This window comes from Saccharothrix longispora (assembly GCF_030852425.1).
Lineage (GTDB): Bacteria > Actinomycetota > Actinomycetes > Mycobacteriales > Pseudonocardiaceae > Actinosynnema > Actinosynnema longispora.
The window spans coordinates 284291-305002 of record NZ_NSDM01000006.1 but is presented as its reverse complement, the minus strand read 5'-3'; the positions used below and the strand labels follow the sequence as shown (position 1 = coordinate 305002).

Below are 20712 nucleotides of genomic sequence, written 5' to 3'. Positions count from 1 at the left end.
GGACGGACGGTAGCGTGGCCCGCCCTACCTCGTGCCGGTGAGGAACTGCGCGGGCCGCAGGGCGCGGGCGGTGATCCGGGTGTCGCCGATCCAGCCGTGGAAGCCCTGGCCGTAGCGCAGCGCGAACTGGGTGCCGCCCAGCGCGAACGGCCTCCCCAGCGTGGAGATGCCGCGCGACTCCTCGGCGGCGTTGCGGGCGATCCTCGCGCCGTCCACGTACATCGTGGTGCGACGGCCGTCGTTGACCACGGCGACGTGCGTCCACCGCCCGACCGGGACGGCGTGGCTCCACGACGTGGGGTCGGCGTCCCCCGGCACCGGGTAGACCACGAACTGGAGGAACCGCTCGCCGGACAGGTTCAGGCTGCACGTCGGCTCGTCGTCCGACCAGCCCGCGGACTTGCCGGCGTCGCCCGCGCGGCCCTCCCAGCTGAGCAGGCCCATCCACGCGTGGTCGCCGACGAACGGGTCGGGCAGCTTGAAGAACGTCTCGATGGTGTAGCCGGACTCGAAGCGCATCCCGTTGAGCGGCGCGGTGTCGGAGGTGCGCAGCACCGCGCCCCGGTCCGGGTTCCTGCCCCCGTCGAACCGCAGGCTCGCGTGGCCCGGCTGGCCGTCGTGGTGCTCGTCGGACCACGTCAGCACGTCCGGGCCGCTCGCGTGCAGGCGCTGCGCGGTCAGGTCGTTGCCGCGCCCGGTCAGGTCGCGGGCCACCGCGCCCGCGGCCACCGGGCCCGCCGCCGCGGGGAAGCCGGCGGCGTCGAAGCGCCAGTACGCCACCGTGTCCCGGGTGACCACCGCGCCGGCCGGGCGCGACGGCGGCACCGCGGGCGGCGCGAACCCGGCGAACCGCTCCCGGAAGTCGATCTCCACGGTGAACCGGTCCGCGTCACCGCTCAGCCGCGCGGTCTCCGCCTCCGGCGGGGTGTCCGGGTCGCGCGACAGCAGCCACGGCGAGAACGTCTCCACGTCGATCACGCCGCGCGCCAGGTCGAAGGTGTAGAAGCGGACCATGCCCGCGCCGCCGTAGTAGCGGTCCTGGTAGTTGGTCAGGTGCAGGTGCACGTCGTGGCCGTGGTCGTTGACCAGCGTCGTGCGGCCGGACGGCCAGTAGTGGCCGTTGAGGGTCAGGAAGACCTGGTCGTTGCGGCGGATCAGGGTGTCCCACAGGAACCTGCCGTGCGCGGACAGCTCGGCGCGCGGGCTGCCCGCCACCAGGTCGTGCGTGGTGAGGATCGCGGGCAGCGACCGGTGCTCGTCCAGCACGCCCTGCGCCCAGCGCGCGCCCTGCTCGGACACCCGCCAGTCCAGGGCCAGCACCAGCCACTCGCGACCGCCGGCGCGCAGCACGTGGTAGCTGTTGTAGCCGTCGGGCGCGAAACCGCCGAAGGTCGGCATGCGCCGGAAGCGCTCCGGGCCGAACGTGCGCGAGTGCGGGGTGGGGCCGCGCCGGTCGTCGGTGCCCGAGGGCACGTCGTGGTTGCCGGCCAGGACGCTGTAGGGCACGCCGCCGGTGAACACCGAGTCGGCCAGCCGCATCTCCGCCTCGGTGCCGTGCTCGGTGACGTCGCCCAGGTGCGCCAGGAACACCACGTTCGCGTCGCGGTCGCGGGCGACCGCGCGCAGGGCCGCGCGCACCGGCTCCGGGTCCGAACCGCCCTCGTCGAGCAGGTACTGGGTGTCGGGCAGCACCGCGATCGTGAAGCGGTCGGCGTCGTGGTCCACCGCGGGGGTCGCGCCCGCGACCGCCGGGGCGAGCGCGGGCGTGAGCGCGGCGGCGGCGGGTACGGCCACGGCGGCGTGCAGGAGGGCGCGGCGTCCGACTCGGGTCATGGCGAGCAGCCTGCTGGCCGGGCCTTCCGGGGGGCCGAACCGCGGGCGAACGGCGGCTGAACCGCGTCAGACGGGCTGGAGCGCGGTGTGCGGCTCCGCGGGCAGCTCGACCAGGATCGCGTCACCGGGGCGGACGACGCCGCCGACCAGCACGATCGACATCACGCCCGCCCGGCGCACCACGTCGCCGTTCTCGTCGCGTCCCACGACCCGCTTGAGCAGCCCGGTCCGGAACGCCTCGATCTGCGGGCACGGGTTGCGCAGCCCGGTCACCTCGACCACCGCGTCAGGCCCGAGGCGCAGGCGCGTGCCGGTCGGCAGGCCGAGCAGGTCGACGCCGCGCGTGGTCACGTTCTCGCCGAGCTGCCCGGCGGCGACCTCGAAGCCCAGCCCGGCCAGCTCGTCGTGCAGCTCGGCGTGCATCAGGTGCACCTGGCGCAGGTTCGGCCGCGTCGGGTCGCGCCGCACGCGCGAGCGGTGCTTGACCGTCACGCCGCTGTGCACGTCCCCCTCCACGCCGAGCCCGGCGACCAGCGTCACGGCGTCGCGGACGGGCTTGGTGAAGGTGTACTCCACGCTGCGGCTCACGGCGGTGACGATCCCCATGCGCCCGACCCTAGCCCACGAACCCACCCTTGACGCTGCGTGCGCACAGCGGTTGACTGCGTGACCGTAACCGGTTTCGGTACCGGTTCCGATCACCTCGACGAGGAGGGGCACCGTGCGGGTCACGATCGCCGAAGTCGCGCAGCGCGCCCAGGTGAGCAAGGCGACGGTGTCCCGGGTGCTCAACGGCAAACCGGACGTGGACGCGGCCACGGCGGCCCGCGTCCGGCAGGTGATCGCCGACGTCGGGTACGTGCCCAGCGCGCGGGCGGTCGGGCTGGCGCGCGGCCGGGCCCGCACCGTCGGCATGCTCGTGCCGTCGTTGACCTGGCCGTGGACCGGTGAGGTCGTTCAGGGCGCGGTGGACGAGCTGGAGGCGGAGGGCTACGGCCTGCTGCTCTACACCGTCAACCGGGGCGCGGAGTCGCTGGCGCAGTTCGCGAGCCACGTATCGGCCAAGGCGTTCGACGGGCTGCTGGTGATCGAGCCGCCGGACACGCTGAGCTACATCGAGACCCTGCACGACCAGGGCCTCCCCGTGGTGATGATCGACGACCGCGGCAGCCGCCCCGGGTTCCCGTCGGTGACCACCACCAACCGCGAGGGCGCGCGTGCGGCGGCGCAGCACCTGGTGGCGGCCGGGCGGCGGCACTGCGCCGTCGTGACCGGTCCCGCGAACTTCGGCTGCGTGCGGGAACGCCTCGACGGCTTCCTCGACGCCCTGGGCGAGGCGGGCCACCACGTGGACCCCAGGTTGGTGGTGGAGGGCGACTTCTCCACCGACCGGGGCGCCGGGGCGGCGGAGAAGCTGATGGCCACGGGCCTGCCGTTCGACGCCGTGTTCGCGCACAACGACCTGTCGGCCCTCGGCGTGATCCGCGCCCTGGGCGCCGCGGGCCGCACCGCGCCGGGCGACGTGGCCGTCGTGGGCTTCGACGACATACCCATCGCGGGCCACGCCGAGCTGACCACCGTGCGCCAGCCGATGCGGGCGATGGGCGAGGCCGCCGCGCGCCTGCTGCTGGCCCGCCTGGAGGGCGCCGCGCCGGCCGTGGAGCCCGTGGTGCTGCCCACGGAGCTGGTCGTCCGCCGTTCCGGCTGAGCGGCAGGCGGGCGCACAGGGGCATCAGCGCGAACAGCAGGAGCAGCGCGCCGCGCGCGCCGGTCTCGCCCGGGCGGCGGCGTGCGTCAGCGCCGCGACACCAGCGGGGAGCCGTGGCCGACGCACAGCACGCGCGGTGCCAGGCCCAGCAACCGGTCCACCGAGCGCAGCAGCCGAGGCCGGTCGAGGTTGAACACGCCCGGGATGGCCCGACCCTCCAGGGTGGCGACGGTGTCCCCGGTGAACAGCACGCCGTGCGCGGGCAGGTGGATGGCGATGCTGCCGTCCGTGTGGCCGGGGACGGACAGCACGCGCGCCCCGCCGCCGAAGTCCAGCACGTCGCCCTCGTCCACCTCGACGTCGACCGGGCAGGGCGGCGCGGGCGGGACACCGGGCGTGACGCGGTCGAACAGCTCGCGCTCCTCCGGCGGGACCACGGGCGGCGGGCCGGGCACGTCGCCCCGGACCACGGGCGCCTCCGCGCGGTGCGCGACCACGGGCGCGCCGGTGAGCCCGCGCAGCGCGGCGGCCGAGCCGGTGTGGTCGGCGTGGAAGTGGGTGAGGACGATCCGGTCCACCCGCCCCAGCGCGGCGATCCGCTCGGCGTGCCCCGCCGTGCCGGTGTCGACGACGGTCAGCCCGTCGCCGTCCTGCCACGCGTACGCCTGACCGACCGGGAACGTGAGCATCCGCAGGCCCGGCACCACCTCGGTGATCTCCACGGCGCCACGCTAGGCACCCCGGGCGGTCCGCCGGGGTGGTTTCGCCGTGGGCTGACGCCGGGTGGGAGACCCCGAGGAGGTGCGGCCGTGGACGAGGGAACGCTCCGCGAGGTCATCGGCGTGCTGGTCCGCGTGGTCGAGGCGGCGGGCGCGGGGATCGTCGTCGCGGACGCCCTGCGGGCGCTGGTCCGGATGGTGGTGGAGGGCGCGCGGCACCGGAACACGTCGGTGTCCACGCCGATCGGGTTGTCCCCGGGCAGGTTCCTCGTGCCGGGGGTCGGAGTTCCAGTCGGCGGGTGACGTCCTGCGGGTGACGTCCTGCGCACGGCGGTGTCGCCCAGCTTCGAGGACATCGGCCGGCTCGCCGCGATCGCCGCCGCCCGCACCGCGCTGAACTACTTCCTCGACAAGGAGATCGCCGAGGAGCAGGCCCGGGTCGGGGCCGCCGGACCCGTGACGACGAGCCCGTGGCACGGGACGCCCCGCCGCCGCCCCCCTGACGGGGCCGACCTCCGCCCGGCGGCCGGCTAGGACCTCATGCCCGACCACGCCGCCCACAGCTCGGCGTAGCGCCCGCCCGCCGCGAGCAGCTCGTCGTGCGTGCCGGTCTCCACGACCCGCCCCGCCTCCAGCACGACCACCCGGTCCGCCGTCGCCGCCTGCGTGAGCCGGTGGGCGACGAGCAGGCCCGTGCGGCCGTCCAGGGCACGTGCCGCGGCGGCCTCCAGTTCGCGCGCGCCCGCGCTGCCCGCGTCCGCGGTGGCCTCGTCGAGGATCGCCACCGGCGGGTCGGCCAGGACGAGCCTGGCCAGCGCGAGCTGCTGCGCCTGCGCCACGGTGAGCCGGTGCCCGCCCTCGCCGACGACGGTGCCCAGGCCGCGGGGCAGCGCGGTGGCCCAGCCCAGCGCGCCCACCCGGTCGAGGGCGTCGGCCAGCTGCTCGTCGGTGGCAGACGGCCGGGCCAGGCGCAGGTCGTCGGCCAGCGGACCGGCGAACACGTGCACCTCCTGGGTGATCAGCGCGACCGAGCGGACCACCGAGCCCAGGTCGACGCCGCCCACGCTGATGCCGCCGGAGGTGGGTTCGTGCACGCCCGCGACGAGCTTCGCCAGCGTCGTCTTGCCCGCACCGGACGCGCCGACCAGCGCCACCCGCTCCCCGGCGGACAGCTCCAGGTCCACGTCCCGCAGCACCGGGTGCCCGGGCGCGTAGGCGTGGCCGACGCCCGCCAGCTTCACCGCGCTGTCCGCCGGCCGCACCCGGTCCCCGGTCGGCGGCAGGGGCTCGTCCGCCACGCCCACCAGGCGGGACAGCGACGCGGTGGCGGCCTGAGCGTCGTCGGCCAGCGCCAGCGCAGCGTTGACCGGGTTGAACAGGCCGTGGAAGTACAGGGCGGCGGCGGTGGCCGTGCCGATCGACGCGGAACCGTCGCCCACCAGCAGGAAACCGGTCACCAGCACGCCGGCGAGGCCGATGAACTCGGCCAGGTTGAGCCGCCCGTAGAACGAGGTCAGCAGCCGGATGCCGCGCAGCGCCAGGTCCACCGCCGCGCGCGACCGGGCCCCGACGCGGGCCACGTGCTCGTCGGCCAGCCCGAACGCCCGCACGGTCGTCGCGCCGCCGATCGAGTCCAGCAGTTGCTGCTGCTGCACGCCCACCGCGACCCGCTGCGCCGCGTACAGCCGCACGGCCCGCCCGCCGTACCAGCGCACGGTGTGCACGTGGACCGGCAGCGCGAGCAGCACGGGGACCAGGAACCGCCAGTCGAGGACGGCGATGCCGACGACGGTCAGCCCGATGGTCAGCGCCGAGCGCGCCATCACCGGCAGCGCGGTGCGCACGGCGTCGGCGATCACCTGCACGTCCCGGGTGACCCGCGAGGTCAGGTCGCCCGCGCCCGCCTCCTCGACCCGCTCCAGCGGCAGGTGCAGGGCGCGTTCGACGAACCTCTCCCGCAGGTCGGCCAGCGCGCCCTCGCCCAGACGCGCGACGAGCGACGTGCCGAACGCGGTGGACGTGCCCTGCGCCGCGGCCACCAGCGCGAGCACGACGACGAGCCAGGTGATGTCGGCGGACCCGGTGGCCACGACGTCCACGACCCGGCCGAGCACGGGCGCGGTGAGCAGGCCGACCGCGGTGCCCGCGAACAGCACCAGGAACGCGGCCCACGCGAGCCCGCGCCGGGGCCGGACGAGTTCGCCGACGGCGGCCCACGTGCGGGCGGCGGACGCCGTCGCCAGCAGTTCCCGCATCAGCTCAGCACCACCAGTCGGTAGTCCTCGGCGGCGACCAGGTCGGCGTGCGCGCCGGAGGCGGCGACCTCGCCGCCGGCCAGGAACACCACCCGGTCGGCCGCGGCCAGCAGGGCGGGGCTGGTGGCCACCACGATCGTCGTGCGGCCCGCCCGGACCCGCCTGATCCCGTCCGCCAGCGCCACCTCGGTCACCGCGTCCACGGCGGTCGTCGGGTCGTGCACCACCAGCACGGGCGGGTCGGCGGCCAGCGCCCGGGCCAGCGCGACCCGCTGCCGCTGCCCGCCGGACAACGACCGGCCGCGCGCGGACACCGGAGTGTCCAGCCCGTCGGGCAGGGCGCGGGCGACGTCGTCCACGCCCGCCGCCGCCATCGCCTCGTCGGCACGCCCGCCGGACGCGGCGGTGACGTTCTCCCGCACCGTCCCCTCGAACAGCTCCGCGTCGTGGGCGGCCACCAGCAGCGCCGACCGCAGCGCCGAACCCTCCACGGAGGACAGCGCGACGCCGTCGAGCGCCACCGAGCCCGACACCGGGTCCACGTCCCGCGCCAGCACGGCCAGCAGCGACACCGCATCCGCGGCGTCCCGCGCCACCACGCCGAGCAGTTCGCCCGGCGCGGCGGACAGCGTGACGCCGCGCAGCGTCCCCGACACCACGTCGGTCAGCTCGACCCGGCCCGCGACGGACGGCAGGGGAGCGGACCCCGGCGGCACGGCCGGGGGCGCGGCGAGCACCTCGGCCACCCGCGCGGCCGACGCGCGGCCCTGCGCGAGCAGGCCGTTCACCCAGGAGAAGACGGACAGCGGCCACAGCAGGAACTGCGCCAGGCCGACCGCGGCGACGAGTTCGCCGACCGTGATCGCGCCGGACGACGCCAGGCGTCCGCCGACCAGGGCCACGACCGCCAGGAACACCCCGGTCAGGGCGATCATCCAGCCGTCGAGCCAGGCGCGGGACCGGGCGGCCCGGACCGCCGCCTCCATGGACGACCTGCTGGTCGCCCGGTACCGCCGCGCCGCCGTCGCCTCCGCGCCGATGCCCTTGAGCGCCCGCAGCCCGGCGACCAGGTCGGCGGCGACGCCGGAGGCCAGCGCGGCCCGGTCCTGCTCGGCGTCGCTGCGCCGTTCGAGCGGTTTGCCCAGCAGGTGCGCGGCCAGCAGCAGCACGGGCGCGGCCACCAGGACCAGCAGGCCGAGCGCGACGGAGACCCGCAGCAGCGCCACGGCGCCCACCAGCAGGCCCGCGACGGCGGCGAACGCGGTGGGCAGCGCCAGGTTGACCTGGCCCACGCGCTGGGCGTCGCTGGTGGCGATGTCGGCCAGTTCGCCGGACAGCCGGCCGTGCCCGCCCCCGCCGTCGGGCGACAGCACGCGGGCCGCCAGGCGGGTGCGCACCTCGTGCGCGGCGAGGTTGGCGGCGCGTTCGGCGCACCGCAGGGAGAACCGGAAGCTCACCGACAGCACGAGGAACACGACCGCGAGCACGCCGATCCAGAACGCCAGCCGCCCGCCCGCGCCGGTGCGCACGGCCTCGTCGACGACCACGCCGATCAGCAGCGGCACGGCGGCTTCGCCCGCCTGGTGGGCCGCACCGAGCAGTGATGCCAGGGTGACGGGTTTCCACTGCCCGGTCACGGCTTCCCGGAGAACCGCTTTCACCCCGATGTCCGCCTTCCACGAGCTGTCAGGTGAGGCTACCCTAAGGATATGAGGAGGGCTGGATCACTCCCGTTGCGTGCCAACTTAGGTTAGGGTAACCAAAGTTCGATCTTCCCTGTTGTCGCACCGATGGGACACCCATGCCACAGCCACCGGTCTTCGACGTCCTCGGCGTCGGCTTCGGGCCCTCGAACCTGGCCCTCGCCATCGCCGTCACGGAGCACAACGCCGCCGCGGCGGCCGAAGACGTGGTGACCGCCCACTTCGTGGAGCGCCAGGCGACGTTCGGGTGGCACCGGGGCATGCTGATCGACGACGCCACCATGCAGGTGTCGTTCCTCAAGGACCTGGTGACGCTGCGCAACCCCAACAGCACCTTCACCTTCCTCAGCTACCTGCACGCCCAGGGCAGGCTGGTCGACTTCATCAACCACAAGAGCCTGTTCCCGCTGCGGGTCGAGTTCCACGACTACTTCGAGTGGGCCGCCGGCCGCGTCGACGACCTGGTGTCCTACGGCCACGACGTGGTGGACGTGCGACCCGTCGTCGAGGACGGCGTGACCACGCACTTCGACGTCACCTCCCGCACCGCGGCGGGCGGCGTCGAGGTGCTGCGCGCCCGCAACCTGGTGCTGGCCACCGGTCTCCGGGCGAGCCTGCCCGACGGCGTGCCGCAGTCCGAGCGGGTCTGGCACAACCGCGACTTCCTGCACCGCGTGCGCTCGCTGCACGACCCGAAGCGGCTGGTCGTGGTCGGCGCCGGGCAGAGCGGCGCCGAGGTCACCGCGTTCCTGCACGAGCACTTCCCGGCCGCCGAGGTGTGCGCGGTGTTCGCGCGCTACGGCTACAGCCCCGCCGACGACAGCCCGTTCGCCAACCGGATCTTCGACCCCGACGCGGTCGACGACTACTTCGGCGCGCCCGAGCAGGTCAAGCGGCAGCTCATGGACTACCACGCCAACACCAACTACGCGGTGGTCGACAACGACCTGATCGCCGAGCTGTACCGCCGCGTCTACCGGGAGAAGGTGCTGGGCGCGCGACGCCTGCGCCTGCTCAACCTGTCCCGCGTCGCCGGGCTGGACGACGGCGTGGACGGGCTGCGCGTCACCGTCGAGTCGCTGGCCACCGGCGAGCGCGAGGTGCTCGACGCGGACGCGGTCGTCTACGCCACCGGCTACCTCGAGGCCGACCCGACCGCGCTGCTCGGCGACCTCGCCGCCCGCTGCGCCCGGGACGCGCGCGGCCGGCTCGTCGTCGGCCGCGACTACCGGCTGGACACCGACGACGACGTGCTCGCGGGCCTGTACCTCCAGGGCGGGACCGAGCACACGCACGGCATCTCGTCCTCGCTGCTGTCCAACACCTCCGTGCGGGTGGGCGAGATCCTCCGGTCCGTGCTCGACCGCAAGGGGCTCGTCGGCGGCACGGCCGCCGTTCCCGCGCAGCCCCGGTACGCCGTGACCGCCTCACCCGTCAGCTGACCTCCCCCGACGCGCCACCACCGACCCGACCGGAGGACCTTCCCGTGACCAACCCGTTCGACGACCCCGAAGGCCGCTTCCGCGTGCTGGTGAACGACGAGGGCCAGCACTCGCTGTGGCCGTCGTTCGCCGACGTCCCGGCGGGCTGGGACGCGGTGTTCGGCCCGGACACCCGCGAGGCGTGCGGCGCGTACGTGGAGGACAACTGGACCGACCTGCGCCCGCTCAGCCTGCGCGACCGGACCTGAGCGCGAGGTCGTCGAGCGGGGACGCCCTGCCCGGCTCGAACAGCTCGTCGACCACCGGGACGTCGGCGCGCGGAAGGCGCTGATGTCGCCGACGCGGGCCACCGCGCGGAGAACCCGGGCGGTCCGGCGTCGGAGGAGCCGGTGGAGGAGGCCGAGAACGCGATCCCCCTCGACGCCGCGTAAACCGGTGGACGGCCCCGGCGCGCCGTGGTTGCGTGCCGGGGCATGGACCACGGCGAGTTCCGCGACCCCCGCCTCGTGCCGCTCTACGACGCCAAGTACGGGTGGGGCCGCGACGACGACTTCTTCGTGTCGGTGATCGGCGGGACGCCCGCGGCCCGGGTCCTGGACGTGGGCTGCGGCACCGGCCGCGTGACCCTCGGCCTGGCCGCCGCGGGCCACCGCGTCACCGGCGTCGACCCGGCCCGCGCGTCGCTGGACGTGGCCCGCGCCAAGCCGGGCGCGGACCGCGTGACGTGGCTGGAGGGCGGCGCGGAGGTGGCGCCGTCGGGGGCGTTCGACGCGGCCCTGATGACCGCGCACGTCGCGCAGTTCGTCGTCGGGGACGACGCCTGGGCCCGCCTCCTCGCCGACCTCCACCGCGCCCTGGTGCCCGGTGGGAGGCTCGTGTTCGACACCCGTGACCCGGCCGCCCGGGCGTGGGAGGCGTGGAACCCGGCCGACACGCGCCGCACCGTGCGGCTGGGCGAGGTCGAGGTGGTGGAGTGGACCGAGGTCACCGCGGTCGTGGGCGGCCTGGTCTCCTTCACGCACCACTACGAGTTCCCCGACGGCGACCACCTGCTCGGCTCCGCCACCATGCGCTTCCGCGAGGAGGGCGAACTCCGCACGACCCTCGCCGACGCGGGGTTCACCGTGGACGCCATCCACGGCGGCTGGGGTCGTGAGCCGATCGGCGCGCCGGACGGCGAGTTCCTCGTCCTGGCCCACCGCGGGCGTGGGTAGGGTGTCGGGTGTGACGAGCCCCGAATCGGACAGAGCGGAGCCGCCGGTCGCCCGGCGGCGCATCGGCTGACGGCCACCGGCCGGCTTCCCGACCCCGTTCCCGGCGACCGGACGACGTTCCGCGTGTCGGCTCGCACCTCCCCGAGGTGGTGACCCCGACGACCGACGCGCGGATTCCCCCGTCCGCACGTCGATCCGGAGTGATCCGTTGCCCTTCTTCGTCTACGTCCTCGGCCTTGCCGTGTTCGCGCAGGGCACGTCCGAGTTCATGCTGTCCGGCCTGGTGCCGGGCATCGCCGGCGACCTGTCCGTGTCGGTGGGCGCCGCCGCGAGCCTGACGTCCGCCTACGCCGCGGGCATGGTGCTGGGCGCACCGCTCATGGCTGTGGCGGCCGCCCACCGGCCCCGCCGCGTGGCGCTGGCCGGCTTCCTCGCCGCGTTCGTCGCGGTGCACGTCGTGGGCGCGCTCACGGCGGACTTCGCCGTGCTGTTCACGACCCGCGTCGTCGCCGCGGTCGTCAACGCGGGGTTCCTCGCGGTGGCGATGTCCGTCGCGACGAGCCTGGCTCCCCCGGCGCGGGCCGCCGCCACCCTGGTGTCGGGGGTGACGCTGTCCTGCGTCGTCGGCGTGCCGGCGGGCGCGCTGCTGGGCGAGTGGGCCGGGTGGCGGTCGGCGTTCTGGGCGGTCGCGGCGCTGTGCCTGCCCGCCCTGACCCTGGTGTTCCGCGACGCGCCCACCACGCCCGCCGACGCCCCCGCGGTCTCGGTCGGGCGGGAGGCACGCGTGCTGCGCGGCCGCCGCGTGCGCTCGGCGCTGCTCCTCGCCTCCCTCGTCAACGGCGCGACCTTCGCGACCTTCGCCTACCTCGCCGTCCTCGCCACCGAGGTGGCGCACCTGCCCACCACCGCGGTCCCCGCCCTGCTCGCCGGGTTCGGCGCGGGAGCCTTCGCCGGCGTGACCGCCGCCGGCCGCCTGGCCGACGGACGACTCCGACCGGGCCTGGTGCCGGTGCTGTGCGCCCTCCCGGCGGGATGGGCGGCACTGGCCCTGACCGCCGCCGCCCCCGTCCCGCTGATCGTCCTGTCGGTCGTGCAGGGCGGCCTGTCGTTCGGCGTCGGGTCGACCCTCGTGGCCCGCGTCCTGCACGTCGCCGACCGGGCGCCCACCCTGGGCGGCGCGTTCGCCACCGCCGCCCTGAACGTCGGCGCGTTCGCCGGTCCCCTCCTGGCCGCCGCCGTGACCGGTGCCACGCACGACTACCGCGACGCCGCGTGGACCAGCGCCGCCCTGGCCGCCGCGGCGGTCGTCGCCCTCGCCGTCACCGCCGGGGAGGAGGTGCGCGAGGCCCCCTGACCGGTCACCGCACCGGCAGCGGCGCGAGGTCCGGGTCGGTCAGCCACTGCCGCCACGTCCGCCGGGTGATCCGCCGTGGCGGGTGGTCGGCGAGGTGCAGCAGGAAGGCGGCGCGCAGGCGGGTCAGCGGGTCGTCGGCGTCGAGCAGGTCGGCGGCCCGCGCGCGCAGCGGGGTGTCGCCCAGGTGGCGCACGAGGCCCGGGTAGTACCAGTCGTGGCAGCGGTAGGGGCGCTGGACGGCGGTCAGCAGCAGCTCCAGCACGCGGTGCCGCAGCCCGGCCGGGAAGCCCCGCCGGGTGAACCGGTGGAGGATGCCGCACTTGCGGGTGTACTGGGAGGTGATGTACGAGTCGGGGGAGCGCCACTCCTCCTGGTACGCGCTCTCCCACTCCAGGAACAGGGTGTCCAGCCCCGGGTCGTCCAGGTCGACGCGCCGAACGCGCTGCCGGCCGGCTCGACCTCGTAGGCAGCCCACAGGGCCGGGTCGAAGCTCCTCGTGACGGCCGGGTCGATCCTGGTGTGCGCCCGCACCAACGCCCGCCGCGCTCGCCGGACCGCGGTCCGGTGCCGGTCGAGGGCCGCCCACCGCACGCCGTCGTCCGGGTGGACCGGGTCGCGCACCCAGCCGTCCGCCCCGGTCACGCGCCCGTCGACCCGGTGGCGGTCAGCAGGAACGCGGGGGACGACCAGTAGTCGTGCAGCGGCGTGACGACGACGTCGTCGAAGCCGGCCCGCGCCACCTGCTCCGCCCACCGCGCCGCCGGCTGCTCCCACGTCGACCGCACCGCGCCCGGCACCAGCTGCCCGGTCAGCACCGGCATCAGGAAGCCCTGCGCGACGAGGTCGCGGTCCTCGCCGTACTCGGCCAGACCGCGCTCGTAGGTCTCGGCCAGGAACGCGCGGTGCCCGGGACCCGCGTGCGGCACGTCCGGCACGTCGAACTCGACGAGCGCCAGCACCCCGGCGCGCGCCACCAGGTCGGCCAGCACGCCGTCCCGCTCGCCGTGCGGGACGGTGTGCAGGGCGAACGTCGACTGCACCACGTCGTACGCCGTGGCCGTGGTGGCCAGGAAGTCCTGCACCCGCCCCGGGAACGCGGTCGCGCCGGGCAGCCGCAGCGCGTCGAGCAGCGCCCGCGACGGTTCCACCACCGTCACCCCGGTCGGCGCGTGCGGACGGTCGAGCGCGGGCCGCAGCGCCCGACCGTCACCGCAGCCGACGTCGAGCAGCGTCACCGGCCGCACGCGCTCGTACAGCGCCCCCAGCGCGTCCACGACCGCCTCGTACAACGCCACGTTGCCGCCGCCGCGGACGAACGCCTCGAACGCGGCGGGCCGGTCGTACACCGACCCGCCCGCCGCGCCGTCGAGGTGCGTCGCCAGCGCCGCGGCGAGCGGGGAAGCGGGCTCGCGCACCGCCTCCCGCGCCCGTGCCAGGTCACCCGCGGCCAGCGCGTCCAGCGCCTCCCTGATCGTCACCCGACCAGTATCACGCCACCGCGCCCGTCACGGACGAGCCGGACCTCGTGACGTGGTAGGTGACCGTCGTGCCGCTCCAGTAGTGGAACGTCAGCGTGACCCTGGCCCCGTCGTTCACCTCCGCGAAGAACTCCGGCTTGAGCAGCGTCGTGCCCGCCGCGTAGTCCGGCGCGAAGGTGTAGTCGTACTCCTTGAACGACGTCCAGTTCTGCGGCCCGGCGTTGGAGCCGTCGGCGTACTTCGCCTCCATGGTGGCCAGCTTGTCGCCGCGGAACGCGGTCGGGATCGCGAACGACGCGGTCGTGCCGGCCGCCGCCTGGAGCACCGGCGGGTCGTAGGTGACCAGGTCGATCCGCCACGGCACGCCGGCCGAGAAGCGCGCCGACAGCGTCGCGTTCACGCCGTACGCCCGCGACCCGAGCAACCGGGTCAGCAGCGGCGCGGACAGCGTGAGCTGGTCGCCCGACACGGTGTAGTCCGTGCCGCGCACCAGGTCGGTGCCGCCGTGCCGCAGGCCCGAGAACGTCGTCCCGTTGAGGTTCAGCGTGATCGTCTTCGCGCTCACCGCCGTCGACTTCGGGTTGAACACCTGGTCGGTGGACGCCGTGCCGGACCGGGTCGTCCAGCTCGACTTGATCTGCGCGATCAGCTCAGGGTCGCTCCACTGGAACGAGGTGCGGCCGAAGTGCTGGCCGTTGTCCCACAGCATCGTGGTGATCTTGCGGGTCTTCGCGTGGTGGCCGAAGAACTCGAAGAACTTCAGCTTCTCGCCCTGCTGGATGGTGCCGGTGTGGCGGTCGAAGCCCAGCAGGCCGTACTCGCCGAGGATCACCGGGATGCCGCGCGCGATGAACGTGTTGTGGACGCGGTCGAACGCGTCCGTCAGGTCCTTCTGCGCGGTCGCGTCGAACCGGTACCCGCCCGCGATGTTCACGCTGAACGGCCAGTAGCCGTAGTAGTGGATCGTCGCGATCAGGTTGCGGTCGTCCAACGCGGTGAACGTGGCGTTCAGGTTGTCCAGGTGCGCCTGGTCGGCCGAGGTGTGCAGGGACGGCAGGACCAGCAGGCGGGTGGCGTTGCCGCCGCCCGAGGCGCGCACGATCCGGTGGAACGAGGTGTTCAGCTCGTTGAGCAGCTGCGCGTTCTGCGCGTCACCGGAGCTGCCGGTGAACTGCGGCTCGTTCACGCTCTCCAGGACGAGCTTGTTCGACGAGTCGCGGAACGCGCTCGCCAGCTGCGTCCACGTCGCGTTGTAGCGGGCCAGCACGTTCGCGCGGTCGCCGGGCATGTTCGAGATCCACTGCCACGAGTCGTGGTGGATGTTCACCATCACGTAGAAGCCGTCCGCCAGCGCCCAGCCGACGACCTCCTTCACCCGCGCCAGGTAGGCCGGCTCGATCGTGTAGGACGGCGCGGCGCCCTGGTGCTGACCCCACGTGACCGGGATGCGGATGCTCTTGAAGCCCTGCGCGCGCACGTTGTCCAGCAGCGCCTCGGTGATCCGCGGGTTGCCCCACGAGGTCTCGTCCGCGCCGGTGGCGTCGAGCGAGTTGCCGAGGTTCCAGCCGGGCTGCATCGCCGCGACGGCCGCCATCGCGTCACCCGCGGGCGGGTTCGTCGTGGTCGTCGTCGTGGTGGTGGTCGTGGTCGTCGGGTCGGTGCTCCCGGTGCACGCGACGCCGTTGAGCGCGAACGACGTCGGCGCGGTGTTGCTGCCCGTCCACGTGCCGTTGAAGCCGAACGACACCTTGCCGTTGGTGGGGATCGAGCCGTTCCAGCCCGCGTTCGCCGCCGTGACCTGCCCGCCCGACGCGGTGACCGAGGCGCCCCACGCCTGCGTGACCGCCTGCCCCGACGGGAACGCCCACGTCAGCCGCCACCCGGAGATCGGGTCGCCGAGGTTGGTGATCTCGACGTTGGCGGAGAAACCGCCCTGCCACTGGCTCGGCACCGCGTACGCCACGCGGCAGCCGGACGCCGCCTGGGCGTTGGTCGCGGCGACGACGCCGAAACCGGCCAGGACGGTGGCGACGGCGCTCGCCAGCAGTCCGACCCACCACCGAGCCATTCTTGAGTTGCCTCGCGGACCGGCCATTTCGCTCCTTTGCACAAATCGCCCGGCACGATGCTTCCCGGTGACCCGTCGGCGGCGCAACAGTTTCGACAGCGGGAAATGAAAACAGCAGCTCACGGCCTTGGGTGAAAGTGTCGTTCGAAGATATGAACGGCCCGTTCGACAATTGTTCGACACCATTCGACGCGCGGTCCGCCGCGAGGGCGGGTCCGGCCGCCGCGCCGAGGTCGGGTTGCTCCGGGCCGCGCCGGTGCGATAGTGATCACCATGGACCTCGCCGACCTGTACCGCGACCTGCACCGGAACCCCGAGCTGGGGTTCGCCGAGACGCGCACCGCCGGCGTCGCGGCCCGGGAGCTGCGGGCCGCCGGGTTCGAGGTGACCGAGGGCGTCGGCGGCACCGGCGTGGTCGGCGTGCTGCGCAACGGCGACGGGCCCACCGCGCTGCTGCGGGCCGACATGGACGCGCTGCCGGTCGAGGAGAAGACCGGCCTGCCCTACGCCAGCGGGGTCGTGGTCGACGGGACGCCGGTGGCCCACGCGTGCGGGCACGACGTGCACGTGACGTGCCTGGTCGGGGCGGCGCGGGAGCTGTCGGCCGACCGCGCCTCCTGGTCGGGCACGGTGCTGGCGGTGTTCCAGCCCGCCGAGGAGGTCGGCGGCGGGGCCGAGGCGATGGTCGCCGACGGCCTGTTCGAGCGCTTCGGCACGCCGGACGTGGTGCTGGGGCAGCACGTGGCGCCCATCCCGGCGGGCGTGCTGGGCGTGCGGCCGGGCCCGGCGTTCGCCGCCGCCGACAGCGTCCGGGTGACCCTGCACGGCCGGGGCGGGCACGGCTCGCGCCCGGAGGCCGCCGTGGACCCGGTCGTGATGGCCGCCTCGGTCGTCCTGCGGTTGCAGACCATCGCGTCCCGCGAGACCGCCGCCACCGACACGGTCGTGGTCACCGTCGGCGCGATCCACGCGGGCACGGTCGCCAACATCATCCCCGACGACGCCGAGCTGCTGCTGAGCATCCGCACCTACGACCCGGACGTCCGGGCCCGCGCGCTCGCCGCCGTGGAGCGCATCGTGCGGGCGGAGGCCGCCGCCTCGGGCGCCCCGACACCGCCCGGGGTGGTGGTCGAGACGGGCTTCCCGGCCGTGGTCAACGACCCGGACGCGGTCGAGCGGACCCGCGCCGCCCTCGCCTCGGCCGTGCCGGTCGTGGTGGACCCGGGACCGGTCACCGGCAGCGAGGACGTCGGCGTCCTCGCCACCGCCGCCGGCGCGCCCCTGGTCTACTGGCTGCTCGGCGGCGCCGACCCGGCGGCGTTCGAGGGCGCCACGTCGCTCGACGACATCCGCGCCAGGGTGGCCGCCCAGCCCGCCAACCACTCGCCCCTGTTCGCGCCCGTGGTCGATCCCACCCTCGACCTGGGCGTCGCCGCCCTCACCGCCGCCACCCGCGCCTGGCTGCCCCCGCGCGGCTGACCGACCCGCCACGACCGGGTGAAGACGGTCCTCGGTCAGGCGTTTCTCGCGGTCGTTCCCGTGCCGGCGTGCCACGCTCGCCGCCGCGGGAAGGAGCCCCCATGGCAAGGTCCACGGTCCTCATCGCCACCGAGCGGCCGGGTGGCGACAGCGCCGTCCCGGCGGCGAAGGTCGAGCAGGTCCGCGCCTGGCTGCACGAGGCCGGGCACGAGGTGGTGCTCGTCCACTCGGCGTCCGACGCGGTGTCGGTGGTCACCGCCGAGGCCGACATCGCCGCCGCCGTCATCAGCTGGGAACTGGTCGGCGACGAGTGCCGGTCCACCGGCGGCGTGCTGCGGGTGCTGCTCGACCGGTTCTCCACGCGCCTGCCGGTGTTCCTGCTGACCTCCGGCGACTACGACGCCGACGCGCCGCTGTGGATCTCCGAGGTCGTCAACGGGTGGATCTGGCTGCTGGAGGACACCCCCGACTTCATCGCGGGCCGCATCGACTTCGCCGCCCGCCAGTACCTCGACCACGTGCTGCCGCCGTTCTTCCGGGAACTGCGCCGGTTCGACGACACCCACCCTTACTCGTGGCACACCCCCGCGCACGCGGGCGGCATCGCGTTCCTCAAGTCGCCGGTGGGGCGGGCGTTCTACGAGTACTACGGCGAGCGCCTGTTCCGCACGGACGTGTCGGTGTCCGTCGGCGAGCTGGGCTCGCTGTTCGAGCACACCGGGCCGGTCGGCGACGCGGAGCGCAACGCCGCCCGCGTGTTCGGCGCCGACGTGACGTACTTCGTGCTGCACGGCACGTCGACGTCCAACCGCATGATCGTCCACGGCACCGTCGCCCGCGACGAGGTCGTGCTGCTGGACCGCAACTGCCACAAGGCGATCAACCACGGCGTGGTGCTGGCCGGCGCGCGACCGGTCTACCTCGTGCCCACCCGCAACGGCTACGGCATCACCGGGCCGGTCCCGCCGGGCAGGCTCACCGCCGACGCGGTGCGCGCCCGGGTCGACCGGACCCCGATCGCGGCCGGCGGGGAACCGGTGTACGCGGTGATCACGAACTCCACCTACGACGGCCTGTGCTACGACGCGGTCCGCGTCGCGGACCTGCTCGGCGAGTCCACCCGCGTGCTGCACTTCGACGAGGCGTGGTTCGCCCACGCCCGGTTCCACCCGCTCTACGCCCGGCGCTACGGCATGGCGGTGGAGGACCCGGAGTCCCGGCTGCCGACCGTGTTCGCCACCCACTCCTCGCACAAGCTGCTGGCGGCGCTGTCCCAGGCGGCGATGATCCACGTGAAGTCCGGCGGCAGGGCGCCGTTCGACCGGTCCCGGTTCGACGAGACGTACATGATGCACGGCACCACCTCGCCGCTGTACCCGATGATCGCGAGCTGCGACGTGGCGGCGGGCATGATGGACGGCCCCGCCGGGCGGTGGCTCAACACCGAGGCGATCACCGAGGCGGTGCGGTTCCGGCAGGCGGTCGTCCGGCTGGGGCGGCGGCTGGCCGACGCGGGCGACCGGCCGCCGTGGTTCTTCGGCGTCTGGCAGCCGCCGGAGGTCGCCGACGCGCCGCTCGACCTGCTGCTGTCCGACCCCGCGTGCTGGACCCTCGACCCCGGCGCCGACTGGCACGGCTTCCCCGACCTCGACGGGGGGTTCTGCCTGCTGGACCCGGTGAAGGTCACCGTCACCTGCCCCGGTGTGGACGCGCGCGGGAACGTGGCCGCGTCCGGCGTGCCCGCCCGCGTGGTCACCGCCTACCTGGAGACGCGGCGCATCGTCGTGGAGAAGACCGACGTCTACACGTTCCTCGTGCTGTTCTCCATGGGCATCACCAAGGGCAAGTGGGGCACGCTGCTCGACGCCCTCACCGACTTCAAGCACCTGCACGACCACGACGCGCCGCTCACCGAGGTGCTGCCGGACCTGGTGCGCGCCCACCCCGCCCGGTACGCGGGCACGACGCTGCCGCAGCTGTGCCGCGAGGTGCACGAGCGGCTCGTGGACGGCGAGGTCGTCGCGCTGCTCAACGAGGCGTTCACCGGCGCCGAGCCGCCGACCGCCGCGATGACGCCGGCGGAGGCGTACCAGCGGTTCGTGCGCGGCGAGACCGAACTGGTGCCGCTGGACGCCCTCGCCGGTCGGGTGGTGGCCACGCAGGTCACCACCACACCGCCGGGCATCCCGGTGCTGGTGCCGGGGGAGCGGGTCGGGGCGTCGGACAGCGCGCTGGTCCGCTACCTGCGCGTGCTGGAGGACTTCGACCGCCGGTTCCCGGGTTTCGCGAGCGAGACGCACGGGGTGCGCCACGAGGGCGGTCGGTACTGGATCTGCTGCGTCGTCGAGCGGTGAGGCGCGGTCGCCGCCGCGCCGGAGGTCAGTCCGCGGGGGTGACCCGCCGGATCAGGCAGAGGCCGGCGGGGGGAGGAGCCAGCGGATCGCCCCGGTGATGCCGTGGCCCGCCAGGCGGACCGCGGTGGCCTCGGTCAGCGGCAGGAACGGCAGGCGCAGGGGCAGGCGCGTCCACAGCGGCAGGGAGGCCGCCGCGGCGGCGGCGATGGCCGCGTACGGGACCCGCGCCGGGACCGGCAGCGGCGGCGTGAGCAGCAGGAATCGGGCTGCCTCGCGGGCCTGCGGCGTGCCGCGCAGCTCCGGCCGGAACGAGGCCAGGCGGGCGTCCAGCGCGGCCACCGTGGTCGGCGGGTCGAGGACGCCCAGCGCACGGGCCACGCGCGCCGTGTCGGCCACGTAGCCGTCCTGCTCGGCGGGCGTCAGGCGGTCCGAGCCGTAGCGCTGGTGGCAGCGCAGGAAGCTGTCGACCTCGGCGACGTGCACCCAGTCGAGCAGGTGCGGGTCGTCCGCCCGGTACGGCGTGCCGTCGGGCGCGGTGCCGCGCACGCGGCGGTGGATGCCGCGCACCCTGGCCACGGCCGCCTCGGCGTCCGCCTCGGTGCCGAACGTGGTCACCGCGAGGAACCGGCTGGTGCGCTGGAGGCGGCCCCACGGGTCCTCGCGGTAGTCGGAGTGGCCCGCCACCGCCGCCATCGCGACCGGGTGCAGCGACTGGAGCAGCAGGGCGCGCAGGCCGCCGATGAACATGGCCGCGTCACCGTGCACCCGCCGGATCGGGCGGTCGGGGGCGAACCAGCGCGGTCCCGGGCCGAGGTGGATGCGGTCGCGCGTCGCCGGGCCGTCCGGGCCCGCCACGCGGCTGAACACGGCGGCGCCCAGGCGTGCGCGCAAGGCGTCGACGGCGGTGTCCACGGTGGTGTCCACGGCGACCTCCGGTAGTTCACGAACGAGTGACTACCACCGAGTATGGGTCAGTTCGGCGGCGGTGGCTGCCCGGTCCGGGCGGGAACGGGTCCGCGGACCGGCCGGCGCCGTGCCCGGCGCGGTGCTCGCGCCGCCGGGGTCGCGCTGCCGGGGTCGCGCTGCCGGGGTTGTGGGAGTCCCC

At 74.9% G+C, this 20712-nt stretch carries 18 protein-coding genes; 9 read left to right on the top strand and 9 right to left on the bottom strand.

The features are described from left to right. Nucleotides 1–24: 24 nt before the first annotated feature. Both CKY47_RS16675 and CKY47_RS16670 read right to left on the bottom strand, forming a co-directional pair. Nucleotides 25–1833 carry a LamG-like jellyroll fold domain-containing protein gene (locus CKY47_RS16675; protein WP_306746733.1) on the bottom strand — a complete coding sequence of 603 codons (1809 nt, stop codon included), beginning with the start codon at nucleotides 1831–1833 and terminating at the stop codon, nucleotides 25–27. A gap of 66 nt (nucleotides 1834–1899) precedes the next feature. After that, a complete protein-coding gene (locus CKY47_RS16670) occupies nucleotides 1900–2439 on the bottom strand; it encodes an MOSC domain-containing protein (protein WP_306746732.1) in 540 nt (179 codons plus the stop codon). 115 nt (nucleotides 2440–2554) lie between these two features. On the opposite strand from CKY47_RS16670, the gene CKY47_RS16665 reads away from it, so the two are divergent. Continuing rightward, nucleotides 2555–3541 (top strand): LacI family DNA-binding transcriptional regulator, encoded by a 987-nt coding sequence (locus CKY47_RS16665; RefSeq protein WP_306746731.1) that lies wholly within the window; start codon nucleotides 2555–2557, stop codon nucleotides 3539–3541. A gap of 86 nt (nucleotides 3542–3627) precedes the next feature. Here the strand turns inward: CKY47_RS16665 and CKY47_RS16660 are convergent, their stop codons facing one another. Next, nucleotides 3628–4263 (bottom strand): MBL fold metallo-hydrolase, encoded by a 636-nt coding sequence (locus CKY47_RS16660; protein ID WP_306746730.1) that lies wholly within the window; start codon nucleotides 4261–4263, stop codon nucleotides 3628–3630. A gap of 87 nt (nucleotides 4264–4350) precedes the next feature. Here CKY47_RS16660 and CKY47_RS16655 point away from each other — a divergent pair, with 87 nt between their 5' ends. Both CKY47_RS16655 and CKY47_RS16650 read left to right on the top strand, forming a co-directional pair. After that, nucleotides 4351–4563 carry a hypothetical protein gene (locus tag CKY47_RS16655; RefSeq protein ID WP_306746729.1) on the top strand — a complete coding sequence of 71 codons (213 nt, stop codon included), beginning with the start codon at nucleotides 4351–4353 and terminating at the stop codon, nucleotides 4561–4563. Nucleotides 4564–4581: 18 nt separating this feature from the next. Continuing rightward, nucleotides 4582–4794: a DUF1622 domain-containing protein gene (locus CKY47_RS16650; RefSeq protein WP_306746825.1), complete on the top strand. Its 213-nt coding sequence runs from the start codon at nucleotides 4582–4584 to the stop codon at nucleotides 4792–4794. Here CKY47_RS16650 and CKY47_RS16645 read toward each other — a convergent pair. Continuing rightward, nucleotides 4791–6518, bottom strand: coding sequence for an ABC transporter ATP-binding protein (locus CKY47_RS16645; RefSeq protein ID WP_306746824.1), 1728 nt, complete (start codon nucleotides 6516–6518; stop codon nucleotides 4791–4793). The two genes, CKY47_RS16650 and CKY47_RS16645, sit on opposite strands and share 4 nt — an antisense overlap. Next, nucleotides 6515–8152: an ABC transporter ATP-binding protein gene (locus CKY47_RS16640; protein WP_306746728.1), complete on the bottom strand. Its 1638-nt coding sequence runs from the start codon at nucleotides 8150–8152 to the stop codon at nucleotides 6515–6517. Before CKY47_RS16640 ends, CKY47_RS16645 begins: the two co-directional genes overlap by 4 nt. 164 nt (nucleotides 8153–8316) lie before the next feature. Between CKY47_RS16640 and CKY47_RS16635 the strand changes: the two genes are divergently transcribed. From CKY47_RS16635 to CKY47_RS16620, 4 genes are all read left to right on the top strand, one after another. Next, nucleotides 8317–9660, top strand: coding sequence for a lysine N(6)-hydroxylase/L-ornithine N(5)-oxygenase family protein (locus CKY47_RS16635; protein ID WP_306746727.1), 1344 nt, complete (start codon nucleotides 8317–8319; stop codon nucleotides 9658–9660). Nucleotides 9661–9704: 44 nt separating this feature from the next. Beyond that, nucleotides 9705–9908 carry an MbtH family protein gene (locus tag CKY47_RS16630; protein ID WP_306746726.1) on the top strand — a complete coding sequence of 68 codons (204 nt, stop codon included), beginning with the start codon at nucleotides 9705–9707 and terminating at the stop codon, nucleotides 9906–9908. 225 nt (nucleotides 9909–10133) lie between these two features. Next, nucleotides 10134–10874 carry a class I SAM-dependent methyltransferase gene (locus CKY47_RS16625; RefSeq protein WP_306746725.1) on the top strand — a complete coding sequence of 247 codons (741 nt, stop codon included), beginning with the start codon at nucleotides 10134–10136 and terminating at the stop codon, nucleotides 10872–10874. A gap of 208 nt (nucleotides 10875–11082) precedes the next feature. Continuing rightward, nucleotides 11083–12228 (top strand): Cmx/CmrA family chloramphenicol efflux MFS transporter, encoded by a 1146-nt coding sequence (locus CKY47_RS16620; RefSeq protein WP_306746724.1) that lies wholly within the window; start codon nucleotides 11083–11085, stop codon nucleotides 12226–12228. 4 nt (nucleotides 12229–12232) lie between these two features. Here the strand turns inward: CKY47_RS16620 and CKY47_RS16615 are convergent, their stop codons facing one another. From CKY47_RS16615 to CKY47_RS16605, 3 genes are all read right to left on the bottom strand, one after another. Continuing rightward, entirely contained in the window at nucleotides 12233–12703 is a 471-nt protein-coding gene (locus tag CKY47_RS16615; protein ID WP_306746723.1) for a hypothetical protein, read from the bottom strand. Between the two features lie 163 nt (nucleotides 12704–12866). After that, nucleotides 12867–13706 carry a class I SAM-dependent methyltransferase gene (locus tag CKY47_RS16610; RefSeq protein WP_306746722.1) on the bottom strand — a complete coding sequence of 280 codons (840 nt, stop codon included), beginning with the start codon at nucleotides 13704–13706 and terminating at the stop codon, nucleotides 12867–12869. 10 nt (nucleotides 13707–13716) lie between these two features. Then, nucleotides 13717–15801 carry a cellulase family glycosylhydrolase gene (locus CKY47_RS16605; protein WP_306746721.1) on the bottom strand — a complete coding sequence of 695 codons (2085 nt, stop codon included), beginning with the start codon at nucleotides 15799–15801 and terminating at the stop codon, nucleotides 13717–13719. A gap of 246 nt (nucleotides 15802–16047) precedes the next feature. On the opposite strand from CKY47_RS16605, the gene CKY47_RS16600 reads away from it, so the two are divergent. Then, on the top strand, nucleotides 16048–17253 hold the full coding sequence (locus tag CKY47_RS16600) for an amidohydrolase (RefSeq protein ID WP_306746720.1): 1206 nt from the start codon (nucleotides 16048–16050) through the stop codon (nucleotides 17251–17253). Between the two features lie 101 nt (nucleotides 17254–17354). Beyond that, nucleotides 17355–19607 (top strand): Orn/Lys/Arg family decarboxylase, encoded by a 2253-nt coding sequence (locus CKY47_RS16595; RefSeq protein WP_306746719.1) that lies wholly within the window; start codon nucleotides 17355–17357, stop codon nucleotides 19605–19607. Between the two features lie 51 nt (nucleotides 19608–19658). Here CKY47_RS16595 and CKY47_RS16590 read toward each other — a convergent pair whose 3' ends face one another. Beyond that, complete coding sequence (locus tag CKY47_RS16590) at nucleotides 19659–20531, bottom strand: oxygenase MpaB family protein (RefSeq protein ID WP_306746718.1); 873 nt, start codon at nucleotides 20529–20531, stop codon at nucleotides 19659–19661. Between the last annotated feature and the right edge of the window lie 181 nt (nucleotides 20532–20712).

What these genes read in the sequence shown, in the direction of transcription:
- CKY47_RS16625 (WP_306746725.1), top strand. Translation starts at nt 10,134, where the DNA reads ATGGACCACGGCGAGTTCCGCGACCCCCGCCTCGTGCCGCTCTACGAC.
- CKY47_RS16635 (WP_306746727.1), top strand. Translation starts at nt 8,317, where the DNA reads ATGCCACAGCCACCGGTCTTCGACGTCCTCGGCGTCGGCTTCGGGCCC.
- CKY47_RS16605 (WP_306746721.1), bottom strand. Translation starts at nt 15,801, where the DNA reads ATGGCCGGTCCGCGAGGCAACTCAAGAATGGCTCGGTGGTGGGTCGGA.
- CKY47_RS16670 (WP_306746732.1), bottom strand. Translation starts at nt 2,439, where the DNA reads ATGGGGATCGTCACCGCCGTGAGCCGCAGCGTGGAGTACACCTTCACC.
- CKY47_RS16600 (WP_306746720.1), top strand. Translation starts at nt 16,048, where the DNA reads ATGGACCTCGCCGACCTGTACCGCGACCTGCACCGGAACCCCGAGCTG.
- CKY47_RS16675 (WP_306746733.1), bottom strand. Translation starts at nt 1,833, where the DNA reads ATGACCCGAGTCGGACGCCGCGCCCTCCTGCACGCCGCCGTGGCCGTA.
- CKY47_RS16595 (WP_306746719.1), top strand. Translation starts at nt 17,355, where the DNA reads ATGGCAAGGTCCACGGTCCTCATCGCCACCGAGCGGCCGGGTGGCGAC.